The organism is Pseudomonas arvensis, assembly GCF_056688935.1.
The window spans coordinates 1080468-1099424 of sequence record NZ_CP162038.1 but is presented as its reverse complement, the minus strand read 5'-3'; the positions used below and the strand labels follow the sequence as shown (position 1 = coordinate 1099424).

At 60.9% G+C, this 18957-nt stretch carries 16 protein-coding genes; all 16 read left to right on the top strand.

All coding sequences use genetic code 11. The features are described 5' to 3' along the window. The first annotated feature begins 10 nt into the window (after positions 1-10). Entirely contained in the window at positions 11-1492 is a 1482-nt protein-coding gene (gene alg8 / locus AB3G88_RS04960) for a mannuronan synthase (RefSeq protein WP_160385045.1), read from the top strand. Positions 1493-1528: 36 nt separating this feature from the next. After that, a complete protein-coding gene (locus AB3G88_RS04955) occupies positions 1529-2695 on the top strand; it encodes an alginate biosynthesis protein Alg44 (protein ID WP_112193564.1) in 1167 nt (388 codons plus the stop codon). 110 nt (positions 2696-2805) lie between these two features. Continuing rightward, positions 2806-4230: an alginate biosynthesis TPR repeat lipoprotein AlgK gene (gene algK / locus AB3G88_RS04950; protein WP_099585025.1), complete on the top strand. Its 1425-nt coding sequence runs from the start codon at positions 2806-2808 to the stop codon at positions 4228-4230. Beyond that, on the top strand, positions 4227-5711 hold the full coding sequence (locus AB3G88_RS04945; protein WP_099584946.1) for an alginate export family protein: 1485 nt from the start codon (positions 4227-4229) through the stop codon (positions 5709-5711). The genes algK and AB3G88_RS04945 overlap by 4 nt, the downstream gene beginning before the upstream one ends. Further along, positions 5711-7279 carry a mannuronan 5-epimerase AlgG gene (gene algG / locus AB3G88_RS04940; RefSeq protein WP_099584945.1) on the top strand — a complete coding sequence of 523 codons (1569 nt, stop codon included), beginning with the start codon at positions 5711-5713 and terminating at the stop codon, positions 7277-7279. Before AB3G88_RS04945 ends, algG begins: the two co-directional genes overlap by 1 nt. Positions 7280-7290: 11 nt before the next feature. Beyond that, complete coding sequence (locus AB3G88_RS04935; protein ID WP_112196908.1) at positions 7291-8739, top strand: alginate O-acetyltransferase; 1449 nt, start codon at positions 7291-7293, stop codon at positions 8737-8739. 8 nt (positions 8740-8747) lie between these two features. Then, positions 8748-9857, top strand: coding sequence for a mannuronate-specific alginate lyase (locus tag AB3G88_RS04930; RefSeq protein WP_099584944.1), 1110 nt, complete (start codon positions 8748-8750; stop codon positions 9855-9857). A 202-nt stretch (positions 9858-10059) separates the two neighbouring features. Next, a complete protein-coding gene (locus tag AB3G88_RS04925; protein ID WP_099584943.1) occupies positions 10060-11592 on the top strand; it encodes an MBOAT family O-acyltransferase in 1533 nt (510 codons plus the stop codon). 11 nt (positions 11593-11603) lie between these two features. Next, positions 11604-12788: an alginate O-acetyltransferase gene (locus AB3G88_RS04920; protein WP_099584942.1), complete on the top strand. Its 1185-nt coding sequence runs from the start codon at positions 11604-11606 to the stop codon at positions 12786-12788. Between the two features lie 16 nt (positions 12789-12804). Beyond that, complete coding sequence (locus AB3G88_RS04915) at positions 12805-13461, top strand: alginate O-acetyltransferase AlgF (RefSeq protein ID WP_099584941.1); 657 nt, start codon at positions 12805-12807, stop codon at positions 13459-13461. 171 nt (positions 13462-13632) lie between these two features. Further along, positions 13633-15084, top strand: coding sequence for a mannose-1-phosphate guanylyltransferase/mannose-6-phosphate isomerase (locus AB3G88_RS04910; protein WP_099584940.1), 1452 nt, complete (start codon positions 13633-13635; stop codon positions 15082-15084). 711 nt (positions 15085-15795) lie between these two features. Continuing rightward, positions 15796-16260, top strand: a complete 465-nt coding sequence (locus AB3G88_RS04905) for a multidrug transporter (RefSeq protein WP_099584938.1) — start codon at positions 15796-15798, stop codon at positions 16258-16260. A gap of 14 nt (positions 16261-16274) precedes the next feature. Then, positions 16275-17087 carry an SDR family oxidoreductase gene (locus AB3G88_RS04900; protein ID WP_099584937.1) on the top strand — a complete coding sequence of 271 codons (813 nt, stop codon included), beginning with the start codon at positions 16275-16277 and terminating at the stop codon, positions 17085-17087. Further along, entirely contained in the window at positions 17088-17489 is a 402-nt protein-coding gene (locus AB3G88_RS04895; protein ID WP_099584936.1) for a DUF4440 domain-containing protein, read from the top strand. It abuts the gene before it with no gap. Between the two features lie 105 nt (positions 17490-17594). Further along, positions 17595-18521 carry an Ssp4 family T6SS effector gene (locus AB3G88_RS04890; protein WP_480453417.1) on the top strand — a complete coding sequence of 309 codons (927 nt, stop codon included), beginning with the start codon at positions 17595-17597 and terminating at the stop codon, positions 18519-18521. Beyond that, on the top strand, positions 18511-18954 hold the full coding sequence (locus tag AB3G88_RS04885; RefSeq protein WP_244643662.1) for a hypothetical protein: 444 nt from the start codon (positions 18511-18513) through the stop codon (positions 18952-18954). Before AB3G88_RS04890 ends, AB3G88_RS04885 begins: the two co-directional genes overlap by 11 nt. The last annotated feature ends 3 nt before the right edge of the window (positions 18955-18957 follow it).

Below are 18957 nucleotides of genomic sequence, written 5' to 3'. Positions count from 1 at the left end.
GATGACGCTTATGTCCAAGTTAAAACACGTACTGCTCCAATCCGCCGGCTGGCTGTTCTTTCTGAGCCTGCTGATGGGTCTCGCCTTGCTGTTGCCGGCGAGTACGTTCGACTCCGAGTCGAAGAATTTTATTTTCCTGATTGGCGCCGTCGGTATCTGGCGCTACTCGATGGGTGCTACGCATTTCTTTCGCGGCATGCTGTTTTTGTACGTGGTCTACCCGCACCTGCGCCGTAAAGTGCGCAAGCTGGGCAAGGCCGCCGACCCATCCCATGTGTTCCTGATGGTTACCAGTTTCCGGATCGATGCGCTGACCACCGCGCAGGTCTACAGCTCGGTGATCCGCGAGGCCATCGAATGCGGCTTCCCCACCACCGTGGTCTGCTCGCTGGTGGAAATGTCCGATGAGCTGCTGGTCAAGAGCCTCTGGGAAAAGATGAACCCGCCGGACCACGTCAAGCTCGACTTCGTGCGCATCGCCGGCACCGGCAAGCGTGACGGCCTGGCCTTCGGTTTCCGTGCCATCTCCCGCCACCTGCCGGACGACCGCGCCGTCGTGGCGGTGATCGATGGCGACACCGTGCTCGCCGAAGGCGTCGTACGCAAGACCGTGCCGTGGTTCCAGCTGTTCGGCAATGTCGGCGGCCTGACCACCAACGAGTTCTGTGAAGTGCGCGGCGGCTACATCATGAGCGAGTGGCACAAACTGCGCTTCGCCCAGCGCCACATCAACATGTGCTCCATGGCCCTGTCCAAGCGCGTGCTGACCATGACCGGGCGCATGTCGGTGTTTCGTGCCAGCGTCGTGACCGACCCGGGCTTTATCGCCGACGTGGAAAGTGACTCGCTGCAACACTGGCGCCTGGGCCGCTTCAAGTTTCTCACCGGCGACGACAAGTCCAGCTGGTTCAGTCTGATGCGCCTGGGCTACGACACCTTCTACGTGCCGGACGCCGCGATCAACACCGTGGAACACCCGCCGGAAAAGAGCTTTATCAAGGCCAGCCGCAAGCTGATGTTCCGCTGGTACGGCAACAACCTGCGCCAGAACTCCCGCGCCCTGGGCCTGGGCGTACGCCGCCTCGGTCTGTTCACCAGCGTGGTGTTGTTCGACCAGCGCGTGTCGATGTGGACCTCCCTGCTCGGCCTGACCGTGGCGATCATCGCCACCTTCAAATACGGCGGCGCGTTCATCCTCGCGTACCTGCTGTGGATCGGCATCACCCGCCTGATCCTCACGCTGCTGCTGTCGTGCTCCGGCCACAAGATCGGCCCGGCTTACCCGGCGATTCTCTATTACAACCAGATCATGGGCGCGCTGGTGAAGATCTACGTGTTCTTCCGCCTTGATCAACAGTCCTGGACCCGCCAGGACACCAAACTGACCCGCGATTTGGCCAGCTTTCAACGTTGGTTCAACACCTGGTCGTCTCGGACCATGACCTTCTCCGCCGGCAGCATCTTCGTCGCCGTTTTGCTGATGATGGTCTGAACCTGCCAAGCCTGAATTAACTTAGGAATACACCTGATGAATAGCCAAGCAAACGTCAACGTTGTCCACGAATCCGAAGCCCAGCGCCAACACGCACGGGTCAAAATCCCGGCCAAACTGCGCTTTTTCGGCAATGACGGCAAACCCACCGAAGCGCGGGTGATCGACCTCTCCGCCGGCGGCCTGGCATTCACTGCGACCCAACCGCTGAACGTTGGTGAAGTGCACAAGGGCCGCCTGCAGTTCGTGATTGATAACCTCGGCCTGGCGATGGACGTCGAGTTGCAGATTCGCTCCTACGACCGTCAGAGCGGCCGCACCGGTTGCCAGTTCCAGAATCTGGAGCCACAGGATATCTCGACCCTGCGCCACCTGATCACGTCGCACTTGTCCGGCGATATCGTGTCCATGGGCGACGTGCTGGCGACCCTGCAACGCGACAACTTCACCAAGGCACGCAAGGTCAAGGACAGCGGCAGCGGCATGACCGCGTTCGGTCGCCTGCGCGCCGTAGTGTTCAGCGCCGGTATCTTCATCGTTGGTCTGGCGGCGTTCGGGTTTGTCTTCAAGTCGGTGTACGGCATGTACTTCGTCAGCCACGCCCAGGCCGGCCTGGTGAGCGTGCCCGGCATGAACGTGACCATGCCGCGTGACGGCACCGTGCAAAGCCTGCTCAAAGGTGACGCGATTGCCGCCAAAGGCGCGCCACTGGCGACCTTCAGCACCAGCATGCTGGATGTGCTCAAGGGCCACTTGGACGAAGACCAACTGCAACCGGCCAAGGTCGAAGAACTGTTCGGCAAGCAAATGACCGGCACCCTGACTTCGCCGTGTGATTGCGTGGTCGCCCAGCAAATGGTCGCCGACGGTCAGTACGCCAGCAAAGGCGATGTGATCTTCCAACTGGTGCCACGCGGCGCCCCGGCCAATGTGGAAGCACGCTTCACTTATCGCCAGTTCGGCGACGTGCGCCCAGGTACGCCAGTGAGCTTCCAGGTCGCCGACGAAGACCAGGTGCGTACCGGCACCATCGTCAGCAGCACCAGCCTGAACAGCGCCGACCTGTCCTCCGACATCCGCGTCCAGATCAAGCCTGATGCACCACTGGACAGCGCCTTCGCCGGCCGCCCGGTGGAAGTCACCAGCGACCGTGGCCCATCGCTGAACTGGCTGATCGATAAAGCCATGGCGCACGGTCTGTAAGCGAGGACATGCCTGTGAACCCTATCTCAATAACAACACCGACCCATGTGGGCGCCGGGCTTGCCCGCGATGCAGGCGACTCGGTACATCAGTTGCACCGCGCCGATACCATCGCAGGCAAGCCAGCTCCCACACAAAGCAGATCGCACTTCGCCTCGGCCTATTGCGCGCTGGCCCTTGCGGTCAGCCTCGCCGGTTGCGCCGGCCTGCCCGACCAACGCCTGGCCAATGAAGCGCTCAAGCGTGGCGACACGGCCACCGCGCAGCAGAATTACCAGCAACTGGCAGACCTGGGTTACAGCGAGGCCCAAGTGGGCCTGGCCGATATCCAGGTAGGCACCCGCGATCCGGCGCAAATCAAACAGGCCGAAGCCACTTACCGTGCCGCGGCGGATACCTCGCCACGTGCCCAGGCGCGCCTCGGCCGCCTGCTGGTGGCCAAGCCTGGCGCCACCGAAGCCGAGCACCATGAAGCCGAAGGCCTGCTGAAAAAAGCCTTTGCCAATGGTGAAGGCAACACCCTGATTCCGCTGGCGATGCTGTACCTGCAATACCCACACAGCTTCCCGAATGTGAACGCCCAGCAGCAGATCAGTAAATGGCAGGCCGCCGGTTATCCGGAAGCCGGCCTGGCCCAAGTGCTGCTGTATCGCACCCAGGACACCTACGACCAGCACCTCGATGATGTGGAGCGCATCTGCAAAGCCGCGTTGAACACCACCGACATCTGCTACGTCGAACTGGCCACGGTTTATCAGAAGCAAGCCGCGCCGGAAAAACAGGCCGAGTTGCTCAAGCAGATGGAAGCCGGCTACAGCCGTGGCACCGTCACCGCCCAGCGTGTCGACAGCGTCGCTCGTGTGCTGGGCGATGCCACCCTCGGCACGCCGGACGAAAAAACCGCCCAGGCCCTGCTGGAAAAAATCGCCCCCGGCTACCCGGCATCCTGGGTCAGCCTGGCGCAGCTGCTCTACGACTTCCCGGAACTGGGCGACGTCGACCAGATGATGAAGTACCTGGACAACGGCCGCGCCGCCGACCAGCCGCGCGCCGAATTGCTCCTGGGCAAGCTCTACTACGAAGGCAAGTGGGTCCCGGCAGATGCCAAGGCCGCCGAAGCGCATTTCGAAAAAGCCGTGGGCCGTGAAGTGGCCGCCGATTACTACCTCGGCCAGATCTACCGCCGTGGCTACCTGGGCAAGGTCTACCCGCAAAGAGCCCTGGACCACTTGCTGACCGCTGCGCGCAACGGCCAGAACAGTGCCGATTTCGCCATCGCCCAGCTGTTTTCCCAAGGCAAGGGCACCAAGCCCGACCCATTGAACGCCTATGTCTTCAGCCAATTGGCCAAAGCCCAGGACACCCCGGAAGCCGTTGAGCTGGCCACCCAGCTCGAAGCGCCCCTGACGCCGGAACAACGCGCCCAAGGGCAACGCCTGGTGCAACAGGAACTGGCCACCCGCGGCACCCTGGCCCAGAGCTCGTTGCAACTGCACGCCCTGGATGAAGAAGAAGACGGCGAGGAATCCCTATGAAGCTCAACCCATTCGTCAAGGCCGGCATTGGCCTGACCTTCGCCCTGCTGTGGTCGTGCCCGACCCTGGCCGCGCTGACCGAAGCCAAGAACTTCGGCCTGGAAGTGAAAATCACCGGCCAGTCCGAAGATGACCGCGACCTGGGCACGCAAAAAGGCGGCGACGTCAACGGCGTCGGTATCGACCTGCGCCCGTGGATCTACGGCGAAAGCGGCAACTGGAGCGCTTATGCGATGGGCCAGGCGGTTGCCTCCAGCGACATCATCGAGACCGACACCCTGCAACAGTCGGCCGATGACGAAAACCAGCAAACCACCAACAACGACCGCAAGACCAAGAAAAACTACTTGGCGATGCGCGAGTTCTGGGTCGGCTACAGCGGCTTCACGCCCTACCCTGGCGAGATCCTCAAGCTCGGCCGCCAACGCCTGCGCAATGACGACGGCCAATGGCGCGACACCAACATCGAAGCGCTGAACTGGACCTTCGACACCACCTTGCTCAAAGCCAACGTGGGCGTCGCCGAACGCTTCAGCGAATACCGCACCGACCTCAAGGAACTGGCGCCCGTCGACAAGGACCGCCAGCACCTCTACGCCGACGCCGCCTACCAGTGGACGCCCGGCCAATGGATCGGCCTGCGTGGTCACCACACCCATGACAACGGCAAGCTCGACTACCCGGAACCCGGCCAGCCGACCGACTCGTTGGACAAACGCGAGAACGGCGACCTGACCTGGCTCGGCATCGAAGCCAACAGCGACGCCTATAACTGGCGCAACACCAACACCGTCAACTACTGGGCAAGCATCACGGGCATGCGCGGTGATCGCGACAAGGTCAACGCGCTCAAGTCTGACGGCACCCGTCCCGACCAGGCCAAGAACAGCGACGACCTGAGTGGTTGGGCCACCGATATCGGCGTGCGTCTGCGCCTCGACCCGCAATGGCAAGTGGGTGCGGCCTACGCCCGCGCCAGCGCCGACTACGAGCAGAACGGCCTGCAAAGCAACCGTTCGAACTGGACCGGCACCCAGTCCCGCGTGCACCGCTTCGGCGAAGCGTTTCGCGGCGAGATGAACAACATGCAGTCCATGAGCCTGTTCGGTTCCTGGCAACTGCGCGAGGACTACGACGCCAGCCTGGTCTACCACAAGTTCTGGCGCGTGGACGGCAACAAGCCGGTGAGCAGCAACGGCATCGCCGCGCTGGATAACACCACCGACGCCGCCGGTGACATTATCGCCAGCACCTCCCTGCCACTGGCCGACGGCAAGAAAGATCTTGGCCAGGAGATGGACCTGGTCGTCACCAAGTACTTCAAGAAAGGCCTGCTGCCGGCCGCGCTCAGCCAGTCGGTTGACGAACCCTCGGCCCTGGTGCGTTTCCGTGCCGGCGTGTTCAAACCGGGCGACGCCTATGGCAGCAATGTCGACTCCTACATGCACCGCGCCTTTGTCGACGTGGTCTGGAAATTCTGATGGGAGCCTGCGCCATGAATCCTCAAAGCCTGCTCGTCGCGGCCATGCTGCTGGCCAGCGCCTCGGCCCTGGCCGACACGCCGGCCAAGGCGCCGACCATCGCCAAGGAACTGCAACAGGCCAAGACCTACACCATTTCCAGCCCGCCCACCGCGCCGCTGGAAATGGCCAAGCCGGCCCTGCCGGACCTGTCGGGCTACACCGCCGCCGCGATGGAAAAGAAGATCGTGCGCAGCAAGCCCGGCAAAATCAGCATCCGCCGCATGATGCAGGAAGACGCCCTCAAGGACTTTATCGGCGGCGACAACAAGATGGCCGAATGGGTGGTGCGCCAGCACGGCATTCCCCAGGCGATCTTTGTCGACGACGGCTACATGAACCTCAAGGACTTGCTGGGCAAAGTGCCCAAGCAGTACTTCAGCGAAACCTCGCCTGGCGTGTTCCTGGCCAAGTTGCCGATCGTGGTCGGGCGCAAGGGCATCCTGGACATCGACAACAAGACCCAGGAGCTGCGCCTGTCCCAGCAGGCCGGTTCGTTCCTGATCAACGACGGCCAGCTGTTTGTGCGTGACACCAAAGTCACCGGCTGGGACGAGAAGGCCAACGGCCCGGCGCTGTTCAAGTCGCCCAAGGAGTTCCGCCCGTTCCTGCTGGCCTGGGGCGGCACCGAGACCTACATCTCCAAGACCAAGATGGCCAGCTTCGGCTACGCCAACAGTAAGTCGTACGGGGTGAGTATTTCCCAGTACACGCCGAACATGGCCAAGGTGCTCAAGCGCGCGGAACCGACCGGCTGGATCATCGATTCCGAGTTCTCGGACATGTGGTACGGCTTCTATTGCTACGAGACCACGGGCTTTGTGATCAAGGGCAATACCTACAAAGACAACATCGTCTACGGCATTGACCCCCACGACCGTTCCCACGGCCTGATCATCGCGGACAACACCGTCTACGGCACCAAGAAGAAGCACGGCATCATCATTTCCCGGGAAGTGAACGACAGCTTCATCTTCAATAACCGCAGCTACGACAACAAGCTCTCGGGCCTGGTACTCGACCGTAACAGCGTCAACAACGTGGTGGCCGACAACGAGTTCTACCGCAACCACACCGACGGCATCACGCTCTATGAGAGCGGCGATAACCTGCTGTGGGGCAACAAGGTGATCAGCAACCGTCGCCACGGCATTCGGGTGCGCAACAGCGTGAACATCAAGCTGTACGAAAACACCTCGATGGCCAACGGCCTGACCGGCGTCTACGGCCACATCAAGGATTTGACCGACACCGACCGCGACATCGCCCTCGACCCGTTCGACGCCAAGGTCTCGCTGATCGTGGTCGGCGGTGAGCTGGCTGGTAACGGCAGCGGGCCGCTGTCCATCGACTCGCCGCTGAGCATCGAGCTGTACCGCGTGTCGATGCTGGCGCCGACCAAATCCAGCGGCATCAGCTTCTCCGGCGTTCTTGGCGAGCGCCAGGAAGAAATTCTCGACCTGCTGGTGCGCCAGCAGAAAGCCGTGCTGATCGACCCTGTCGAACGCCAGACCGAAATGCAGGACTGAGGATGACCCTTATGCACCCACACATGATCAAACTGCTTAGCCTCTCGGGTCTGACCCTCGGCCTGCTCGCGGCCAGCCAGGGCGTACGCGCCGACGAGCTGAAGGCTCCGACCTTCACCGCCGAGCCGTGCTGCAGCCTGTGCCCGGCCGCCCATGACGCGAAGAACTACACCACGCGCTACCAGCAGAACTTCACCACCCTGGTGCAAGCCCAGGGCGACTGGCTGTTCCGCACCCAGGAAGACCTGCGCACCGAATTCGACACCAGCCCCGCCGGCTACAAGCGCATGCAACAGCTGCACGATGCGTTCAAGGCCAAGGGCGTGGAACTGGTGGTGGTCTACCAGCCGACCCGTGGCCTGGTGAACCGCAACAAGCTCAACCCCGAAGAGAAAGCCAAGTTCGACTTCGACAAGGCCCTGGGCAACTACAAAACCATGCTCGGTCGTTTCGCCAAGATGGGCTACGTGGTGCCGGACCTGTCGCCGTTGACCAATGAGCAACTGCCGGATGAACTGCCGGCCCACGATTTCTACTTCCGTGGCGACCAGCACTGGACGCCATACGGCGCCCAGCGCACCGCGAAGATCGTTGGCGCCAAAGTGCGTGCCATGCCCGAGTTCGCCGATATTCCCAAGCGTGAATTCGAGACCAAGCGCTCCGGGCGCATGGGCAAGACCGGCACCCTGCACAACATGGCCGGGCAGCTGTGCGGCACCAGCTACGCGATCCAGTACATGGACCAGTTCACCACCGAGCCGAAGGGCGAAGCCGGTGACGGCGACCTGTTCGGCGATTCCGGCAACCCGCAGATCACCCTGGTGGGCACCAGCCACAGCGGCAAGAACTACAACTTCGCCGGCTTCCTGGAACAGGAAATCGGTGCCGACATCCTCAACGTCGCCTTCCCCGGCGGTGGCCTGGAAGGCTCGATGATCCAGTACCTGGGCAGCGACGAATTCCAGAAAACCCCGCCGAAAATCCTCATCTGGGAGTTCTCGCCGCTGTACCGCCTGGACCAGGAGACCATCTACCGCCAGATGATGTCGCTGCTGGACAACGGCTGCGAAGGCAAGACCGCGCAGATGAGCGCCAGCACGACGTTGAAACCCGGCAAGAACGAATTGATGGTTAACAGTTCGAACAAAGACCTGCGCAACGCCAACCATCAGGTTGATATCCGCTTCGCCGATCCGTCGGTGAAAACCTTGCAAGCCACCCTCTGGTACATGAACGGGCGCCACGAGGACATCAAGATCGAGAAACCCGAAACATCCGATACAGACGGGCGTTTCGCCTTTGAACTGCGCACCGATGAAGACTGGGCTTCGCAGAACTTGCTGGCCGTGGAAGTGCAGGGCCCCGAAGCGGGCGCTGCGGCGCAGAAGGTTGAAGCGAAAATTTGCACACGCAACGTATTCGCCGCCGGTGGTCAACAGACTGCATCAACGGGGCAATGAGGTTACTTATGCAGAAGTTATTGATTCCATCGTTGCTCGGCCTGGCGATCTTTGCCGGCGCAGCCAACGCCGCCGCGCCACTGCGTCCGCCCCAGGGCTATTTCGCACCGATCGAAGCGTTCAAGACCGGCGACTTCAAAAATGATTGCGACAGCATGCCGACGCCGTACACCGGCCCGCTGCAATTTCGCAGCAAGTACGAAGGCTCCGACAAGGCCCGTTCGACGCTGAACGTGCAGTCGGAAAAGGCCTTTCGTGACAGCACCGCCGACATCACCAAGCTGGAAAAAGACACCAGCAAGCGCGTGATGCAGTTCATGCGCGACGGCCGCCCGGAGCAGCTTGAATGCACGCTGAACTGGCTGGTGTCGTGGGCCAAGGCTGACGCGTTGATGTCCAAGGACTTCAACCACACCGGCAAGTCCATGCGCAAATGGGCGCTGGGCAGCATGGCCTCGGCCTATGTGCGCCTGAAGTTCTCCGACTCGCACCCGCTGGCCAACCACCCGCAGGAAGCCCAACTGATCGAAGCCTGGTTCAACAAACTGGCCGATCAGGTGGTGAGCGATTGGGACAACCTGCCCCTGGAAAAAACCAACAACCACTCCTACTGGGCCGCCTGGTCGGTGATGGCGACGTCCATCGCCACCAACCGTCGCGACCTGTTTGATTGGGCGGTGAAGGAATACAAAGTCGGCGTGAACCAGGTCGACGACCAGGGCTTCCTGCCCAACGAATTGAAGCGTCAGCAGCGGGCCTTGTCGTACCACAACTACGCCCTGCCGCCACTGTCGATGATCGCCAGTTTTGCCCTGGTCAACGGTGTCGACCTGCGCCAGGAAAACAACAGCGCGCTCAAGCGCCTGGGCGACAAAGTGCTGGCCGGGGTCAAGGACCCGGAGATCTTCGAGCAGAAGAACGGCAAAGAGCAGGACATGAAGGATTTGAAGCAGGACATGAAATTCGCCTGGCTCGAACCCTTCTGCACCCTCTACACCTGCGCCCCGGATGTGGTGGAGCGCAAGCATGGGATGCAGCCGTTCAAAACGTTCCGCCTGGGGGGTGACCTGACCAAGGTCTACGACCCGGCGCACGAAAAAGGCAACAAAGGTTCCTGACGAAACGCGGTGAATAAAAAATGTGGGAGGGGGCTTGCCCCCGATAGCAATGGCGACTGTTACACCGCCATCGGGGGCAAGCCCCCTCCCACATTTGAAGCCGGTTTCGACAGTGAGATTGCAATACAACCCTCCCCGAAATTCGTGGGGGGTTTGGGGGGGCTGCGGCCCTTGACTGTTGGTTAAACATGGAGAGATCGGGATGGTTTTCTCGTCCAATGTGTTCCTGTTTCTGTTCTTGCCGATCTTTCTCGGCTTGTACTACTTGAGCGGGCAACGCTATCGCAACCTGCTGCTGCTGATTGCCAGCTATGTGTTCTACGCCTGGTGGCGAGTGGACTTCCTGGCGCTGTTCGCCGCCGTCACGCTGTGGAACTACTGGATCGGCCTCAAGGTCGGTGCAGCCGGCGTGCGCACCAAGCCGGCCCAACGCTGGCTGCTGCTCGGCGTGGCCGTCGATCTGTGCATCCTCGGCTACTTCAAGTACGCCAACTTCGGCGTCGACAGCATCAACGTCATGATGAAGTCGGCGGGCCTGGAGCCGTTCATCCTCACCCACGTGCTGTTGCCGATCGGGATCTCGTTCTACATTTTCGAGTCCATCAGCTACATCATCGACGTGTACCGTGGCGACACCCCGGCGACCCGCAACCTGATCGACTTTGCGGCGTTCGTGGCGATTTTCCCGCACTTGATTGCCGGCCCTGTTCTGCGTTTTCGCGACCTGGCCGACCAGTTCAACAACCGCACCCACACCCTCGACAAGTTCTCCGAGGGCTGCACGCGGTTCATGCAGGGTTTCATCAAGAAGGTGTTTATCGCCGATACCCTCGCGGTGGTGGCCGACCATTGCTTCGCCCTGCAAAACCCGACCACCGGCGACGCCTGGCTCGGCGCGCTGGCCTACACCGCGCAGCTGTACTTCGACTTTTCCGGCTACAGCGACATGGCCATCGGCCTGGGCTTGATGATGGGTTTCCGCTTCATGGAAAACTTCAAGCAGCCGTACATCAGCCAGTCGATCACCGAGTTCTGGCGCCGCTGGCACATCAGCCTGTCCACCTGGCTGCGTGACTACCTGTACATCACCCTGGGCGGTAACCGTAAAGGCACGCTGACCACCTACCGCAACCTGTTCCTGACCATGCTGCTGGGCGGCCTGTGGCACGGCGCCAACATCACCTACATCGTGTGGGGCGCCTGGCACGGCATGTGGCTGGCGATTGAAAAAGCCATTGGCCTGAACACCGCGCCGCGCAGTTTCAACGTGTTGCGCTGGGCCTTCACCTTCCTGCTGGTGGTGATGGGCTGGGTGATCTTCCGCGCCGAAAACCTGCACGTCGCCGGCCGTATGTACGGTGCGATGTTCAGCTTTGGCGAGTGGTCGCTGTCGGAACTCAACCGCGCCAACCTCACCGGCCTGCAAGTGGCAACCCTGGTGGTGGCGTACGCAACCCTGGCGTTCTTCGGCCTGCGCGATTTCTACACCAACCGCCCTGCCGAAAAAACCAAGCCTGTCGACCCAAGCCTGATCAAGGCCGTACCGGGCGACAACCCCGGCAGCATCCACCAGCCAGGTTTCACCGTTGGCCAGGACGCCGCCGTGCAACCGGCCTACTGGACCGCTGACTGGCCACGCTACGCCATGCGCGCTGCGGTGCTGCTGCTGTTCGTGGCGTCGATTCTCAAACTGTCGGCGCAGAGTTTCTCGCCGTTCCTTTACTTCCAATTCTGAGGGAGCCGACCATGACCCGTTCATTACGCGTCCTCTATATCAGCCTGTTCATGGTGCTGCTGCTGGCACTCGGCGCCTGGTCGCTGCGCAGCTTTCTGGGCTTCAGCACCAACGCCGAGGCCACGGTGCTCAATGGTCGCTGGACCAAGGCCGTCGAGACGCACTACGACGACGAGTTCCCGATCAAGCGCATCGGCACCAACCTCTGGGCGGCGCTGGACTACAAGCTGTTCAATGAAGGCCGCCCCGGCGTGGTGCTGGGCCGCGATCATTGGTTGTACAGCGACGAGGAGTTCAACCCCGCCGTCAACGAGGACCAGAACCTGCAAGGCAACTACGCGCTGGTCGAAGGCGTACGCCAGAAGCTCAAGGCCCAAGGCATCCAACTGGTGATGGCGATCGTGCCGGCCAAGGTGCGCCTCTACCCGGAACACCTGGGTGAAGTGAAACCGGCCAGTATCCACGCCAACCTGTACCAGGACTTCCATGCCCGTGTCGCCGCCGACAACATCCCGGCGCCCGACCTGCTCGGCCCGTTGCAACAGGCCAAGCTGGGCGGCAAGCAAGTGTTCCTGCGCACCGACACCCACTGGACGCCGGATGGTGCCGAAGTCGCGGCCAAGCAGTTGGCCAAGGCGATTGCCGACAAGACCCCGCTGAGCGGCGAGCCGCAGCGCTTTGTCACCGAGGCCGAAAAGACCGAGCCGCACAAAGGCGACCTGCGTCTGTTCCTGCCCCTGGACCCGCTGTTTGAAAACCTGATGCCGCCTAAAGAGCCGCTGGAAAAACGCGTCACGCACCTGGCCGAAACCAAAGGCGACGACGCGCTGTTCAGCGACAGCGAAACCCCGGTGGCACTGGTCGGCACCAGTTACAGCGCCAACCCCAACTGGAACTTCGTCGGTGCCCTCAAGCAAGCCCTGGGCAGCGACGTGGTCAGCTACGCAGAAGACGGCCACGGCCCGATCCTGCCGATGCTCAGCTACCTGAAAAGTGACGACTTCAAGAACAGCCCGCCACAGGTGCTGATCTGGGAGTTTCCTGAACGCTATCTGCCTGTGAACAACGAAATCGGTGATGCCGACCCTGCGTGGGTTGCGCAACTTAAACAAGCCGGTTCACGCCAACAAAACATGGCACTGAACACCCCAGTTAAAAACCAAAAATCCGAGACGCCCGACCGGGCGCAAAACTGAAAGAGAGGTAACTCACATGACTTTCACTACAACTCCTCGTCGTCTCGCTAAAACCCTGGCCATTGCTGCCGGTCTGAGCTTCGTATCGATGTCCGCCTTCGCCGGTGGCGATGCCGCGCTCTACGGCCCTACCGCGCCAAAAGGTTCGAGCTTCGTACGTATCTACAACGCCAGCAACCAGGAAGTCAGCGCCACCGTGGGCAACACCAACCTCAGCGAGGTTGCGCCACTGGCCAGCAGTGACTTCAGCTTCATGCCGGGCGGTGACTACAGCGCCAAGGTTGGCAGCCAGACCCTGCCGGTCAAACTCGCCGCCGACCACTACTACACCCTGGTCAACAGCGGCAGCGGCCAGCCTCAGCTGATCGAAGAACCGCCGTTCAAGAACAAGCAGAAGTCCCTGGTGCGCGTGCAGAACCTCAGCGACAAGGCCCTGACCCTCAAGACCGCTGACGGCAAGACCGACGTGGTCAAGTCGGTAGCCGCCAAAGGCCGTGGCGAGCGTGAGATCAACCCGGTGAAGGTGAGCCTGGCACTGTATGACGGTGACAAGAAAGTCGGCGATGTGAAACCGGTTGCCCTGGAGCGCGGTGAAGCAGCGGTGCTGTATGTCACCGGTTCCGGCAGCAGCCTGTCGCCAGTGTGGGTGAAACGCCCCGTGTCGACCCGCTAACTATTCCCCTGTGGGAGCCGGGCTTGCCCGCGATGGCATCACCTCGGTGTCAGTGACAGACCGAGTCGCCTGCATCGCAGGCAAGCCAGCTCCCACAGGGACCGAGACAAAAACAAGAGTGAAACGACAAACCTTCGTAGCTCTGACCCAAATTGATTCAAGGAGAAACACATGATCCCAGTAATCCTTTCCGGTGGTAGCGGCTCACGTCTTTGGCCGCTTTCCCGTAAACAGTTCCCCAAGCAATTCCTGGCCCTGACCGGTGAGCACACGCTGTTCCAGCAAACCCTGGAACGCCTGGTATTCGAAGGCATGGACACCCCGATCGTGGTCTGCAACAAGGATCACCGCTTCATCGTCAACGAGCAGTTGAGCGCGCGCAAGCTCGAATGCCAACGCATCCTGATGGAGCCGTTCGGTCGCAACACCGCGCCGGCCGTGGCCCTGACCGCGATGATGCTGGTCAACGAAGGCCGCGACGAGTTGATGCTGGTGCTGCCCGCCGACCACGTGATCGATGACCAGAAAGCCCTGCAACGCGCCCTGGCCCTGGCCACCGTGGCAGCCGAGCGTGGCGAGATGGTGTTGTTCGGCGTGCCGGCGACCCGTCCGGAAACCGGTTATGGCTACATCAAGTCCACCAACGATTCGCTGCTGCCCGAAGGCGTGAGCCGCGTCGAGCAGTTCGTGGAAAAACCCAATGAAAAACGCGCTGTCGAGTTCGTCAAAAGCGGCGGCTATTTCTGGAACAGCGGCATGTTCCTGTTCCGCGCCAGCCGCTTCCTCGAAGAGCTGAAAAAGCACGATCCGGACATCTACGACACCTGCGTGCTGACCCTGGAACGCAGCGAACAGACCGCCGACACCGTGTCCTTCGACGAAGCCACCTTCGCCTGCTGCCCGGACAACTCCATCGACTACGCCGTGATGGAAAAAACCCAACGCGCCTGCGTCGTACCGCTGAGCGCCGGTTGGAGCGACGTGGGTTGCTGGGCCTCGCTGTGGGCGGTCAACGATAAAGACGCCAACGGCAACGTCACCAAGGGCGACGTGGTGATCCAGGACAGCAAGAACTGCATGATCCACGGCAACGGCAAGCTGGTGTCGGTGATCGGCCTGGAAAACATCGTGGTGGTGGAAACCAAGGACGCGATGATGATTGCCCACAAGGACAAGGTCCAGGGCGTCAAGCAGATGGTCAACACCCTCAACGAACAGGGCCGCAGCGAGACCCAGAACCACTGCGAAGTCTACCGTCCGTGGGGCTCCTACGACTCGGTGGACATGGGCGGCCGCTTCCAGGTCAAGCACATCTCGGTCAAGCCGGGCGCGTGCCTGTCACTGCAGATGCACCACCACCGCGCCGAACACTGGATCGTGGTCAGCGGCACGGCTGAAGTGACCTGCGACGAGAACGTGTTCCTGCTCTGCGAGAACCAGTCGACCTACATCCCGATCGCCTCGGTGCACCGCCTGCGCAACCCGGGCAAAATCCCGTTGGAGATCATCGAAGTGCAATCGGGCAGCTACCTGGGCGAGGACGATATCGAGCGCTTCGAAGATATCTACGGCCGCTCGACACCGGTTGAACGTGGCGTATCGGTGAAAACTATCGCGCAGTAAAACAGTCGTACAAGAAGCCCTCGCCCAGCCCATTGCGTCCCCTATCCGCAGTGGGTTGGGTGGGGGCTTTTTTATTCAGTCATTGCCAGCGCCAATGCCAGTGCCGCAGAACGTCCGTCAATTGCGTCAAGCGTTACCGAACTTGACAGCACCGTACAACTGGGCCGCCTTACCACCCTCGGTCATGAGCGCGCCCAAGACTCTGGACAACGTACCACTACTGTTGGCCAGGTTTTTCCCAGCCTCTTGCGCAGCCATGCCACCCAAGGCAATACCCGCCCCCTTGGCATGCTTGGCATTCATACCGCTGTTACACAGCTGCGACGAAGGCCCTTGCAGCAGGGTTTGACCCAAACTTGTAAGTTTGTGGTCCCGCATGCGACCAGACGGAGGAGAATTCGCCGCGTGGTCCATTTGCCGGGACGCTCCAGCAGCGTTCTGCGCTGGCGCTTTAGGGGCAGTGATGAGGGAGGTCACCACCGACGACAAGACATTGGAGACAACGGGCACAATAAGAGCTGAAGCAACCATAGTGGGTCTCACTTATTCTGACTTCGGTTATTACCCTCCTGGGCGGTCTGTATTTCCCTATGTTCGCTCTGTGGAGACAATGCGCCATCGGGTTCCTTCGTAAACGAAAACTGATGCCCACGATAGGCACCAAGGCCAACCCACAGGTAGGATGTTTTATCCGCGTATGAGGTTGTCATCATGTTTTTCGGCGTCCTACTGATCATCACCTGGCTGATCCTGCTGCTGCGCTACCCCGCCAAAGCCTTGCCGGTATCGCTGGCCGCCGCTGTCGGCCTGGGTTTTGTCGCAGTGTGGGTGGTCTGGCTGGACAACCGCGAGGCCTCGCAGCTGGCGCGCCTTGAACTGCGCATCGCCTACGCCCCACAGGACTGCCCCGCCGACCGTCCGCTGAAACTCACCCTGAACAACGGCAACGACGTACCACTGACCGAACTGCGCTGGCGCGTCGCCGCCTATGCGCCCGGCGACACGGTGAATCTCGCCGACAACGTCTATGCTGCCCCGCGCTATCGCGGCCCCGGTGAGTTGCAGGCTGGCGCCACCTGGGACGATTGCCTGCCCACCCCGCCGCTGCGCCCCGGCTACCGCCCGCAAACCCTGGAATTTCGTGCCGAGCACCTGCAAGGCAGCTTCTCGGACTGACAAAGGATTGATCCATGCCCAATGTTCTCATCACCGGTTGCTCCAGCGGCATCGGCCGTGCGTTGGCCGATGCCTTCAAGGCTGCCGGCTACGACGTATTGACCAGCGCTCGCCGCGAAGACGACGTGATCGCCCTCAACGACGCGGGCTTCCACGCTGTGCTGCTGGACGTGAATGACGCTGCCGCCCTGCAGACCCTGGCCGCGAACCTGGACGAATTGGATGTACTGATCAACAACGCCGGCTACGGCGCCATGGGCCCGCTGCTCGACGGCGGCACCGAGGCGATGCAGCGTCAGTTCCAGACCAACGTGTTTTCCATCGTCGGCGTGACCCAGGCGCTGTTCCCGGCGCTGCGCAAGCGCAAAGGCCTGGTGGTGAATATCGGCAGCGTTTCCGGGGTGCTGGTCACGCCGTTTGCCGGTGCCTACTGCGCCTCCAAAGCGGCGGTGCATGCCTTGAGCGATGCACTGCGCATGGAACTGGCGCCGTTTGGCATACGGGTGATGGAAGTACAACCCGGCGCCATCGATACACGCTTTGCCAAAAACGCCGGGGCCCAGGCCGAGTTGCTGATCAACGAGCAATCGCCATGGTGGCCATTGCGCGAAGGCATTCGCGCACGCAGCCAGGCCTCCCAGGACAAGCCGACGCCTGCCACGGTGTTTGCGGCGGATGTGCTCAAAGCCGTGCAACAGCCGCAGCCACCACGCCTGTTGCGCTCGGGCAATGGCAGCCGGGCGCTGCCGTTGATGGCGGCGTTGTTGCCCAAGGGGTTATTGGAAACCGTGTTGAAAAAACGCTTTGGCTTGAAGGGGAATTTGTAAATGATCGACTACAGCGACTTTTTCGAAGAAGTCATCCAGACCCACATCGAGATCGAGCAATGGTTTGCCGGCGTTGCGCCTGACGGCACGTTGCAAAACCTGCTTGCGCGCTTCTCGCCGGAATTCAGCATGATCGCTCCCGCCACCGGCACACGCGTCAATGCAGCCGGGGTGAATGCGCTGTTCACGCGCCTGGGCGGGATGCGGCCGGGGCTGAAAATCACCTTGAGTGAAATGGCCGGGATTGACCGGCATGCACGCGGTGCGACGGTGACTTATCGTGAGCATCAGGTGGACGACAGCGGCACCCAAACGGATCGGCGGGCCACCGTGGTGTTTGAGAAGCAGGCGAGTGGCGCGCTGTTGTGGCGCCATTTGCATGAAACCTATGTAGCTCAATGAACTAACTGCCCAGCCGGATCCTACAAAAAACAGCGAATGGGCTGACAGCATTACAAGGAAACTAACCCCAGGCTCTTTCACCTCTGTCTACTCACAGGTGAAAGGATGCCAAGGGATTTTATGCGAAGCGGTGTGCCGGATGCGCACACCACGACTCGCCAGCGGCTGACCAGCCTGCTGGACCTGCCCAAACTTTATCGAACCATTGACGCCGACCCGGCCATCGTCGGGGCAGGTGTGGTGCATATCGGCAGTGATTATCAGGTGACGGTGCTGCGTGAGTTTGTACCGCTGTGCAGTATCAAGCCCAAGCGGGTGATTCTGCGGGAGGTGGCGGGACCGGCGATGACTGCCGATGATTATGCGCAATGGGTGGCAAACTCACCGCGCGAGTCGCATTTATGGCGCGAGGCGGCAGGGTTGGCCCTGGCATGCGGTGGAGCCGTGATAGGCATTGTCGTTGCCAAGGTAGGCATAGCGTCAGCGCCGCTCAGTGCAGGTTCCAGCCTTGCAGTTACTTACATTGCTTATACAGCGGCAGCCGCCAGTGCTATGCAATGTGGTAACGGCCTATGGCGGACATACAAAGAACTGACCAACCCGGCTGAAAACGATTATTACGACAGCCTTGCTTGGTATCAGGCAATGACCGTAGCCTTGGACGGTATTTCGCTGGTGGGGGCGGGCAGCACGACGTTCGTCACGGTAAAGACTGTCATGACTATCAAAAATACGTCAGGCCGCAACCTGACCGACATCTTGAGGCACATGAGCCGCCAGGAACGCGCAAAACTGACCAACGAAGTCCTGCGTTTGCAGAACCCTCGTCGTCCTCGCGAAATGATCCGGTTAAAGCAGTTGGCAGGAACACTCCCCAAGCGCTTCAGCAATGCCCAATTACGTCAGGACCTCCTCACTCAGTTAGCCGATCAAGTGGGCGCCGCTCTGGCGGCCACTGGCAGTGGCCTGTCCGGAAACGTCAATTCTCTCGTAATTGGGATTTATGAGGAGTTCGGCAGCCATGAGCAATGACGTTATCAGCGCCCAGGATCCCCGAACTTTACGTTATTACACCCGACGTTTTGCGTTCACGGTGGGCATGGGGGTATCAATGAGCCTCGTCAGTACTTCCGGCAACTTGTCACATAGCCTGTCGTATTACGCCCGAATATATTACCTGCCAAGCGAATATGCGGTTTTGGCGGCTCTGGTATTACTACTGGTCATCTGCATTGGGATGGCGCTGGTGGCGGCGGGGTTCCGTTTTGGCCCTGTCCTACTGGTGGGCGTCGCAGCGTTGAACGCTATGCTTGCGGCCGACTACCTGGGCAACCAACGAGTGACGATGTTTGCAGTGTTTCCTTTATTTCAAGCGCTGTTCTGGTTGTTCCTACTCCACACAAGAAACCACCGCCGCTACGTCAGTATGTTGCGGGTCAGGCGTCGACGAAAAGTCAGAGCCTAAGTC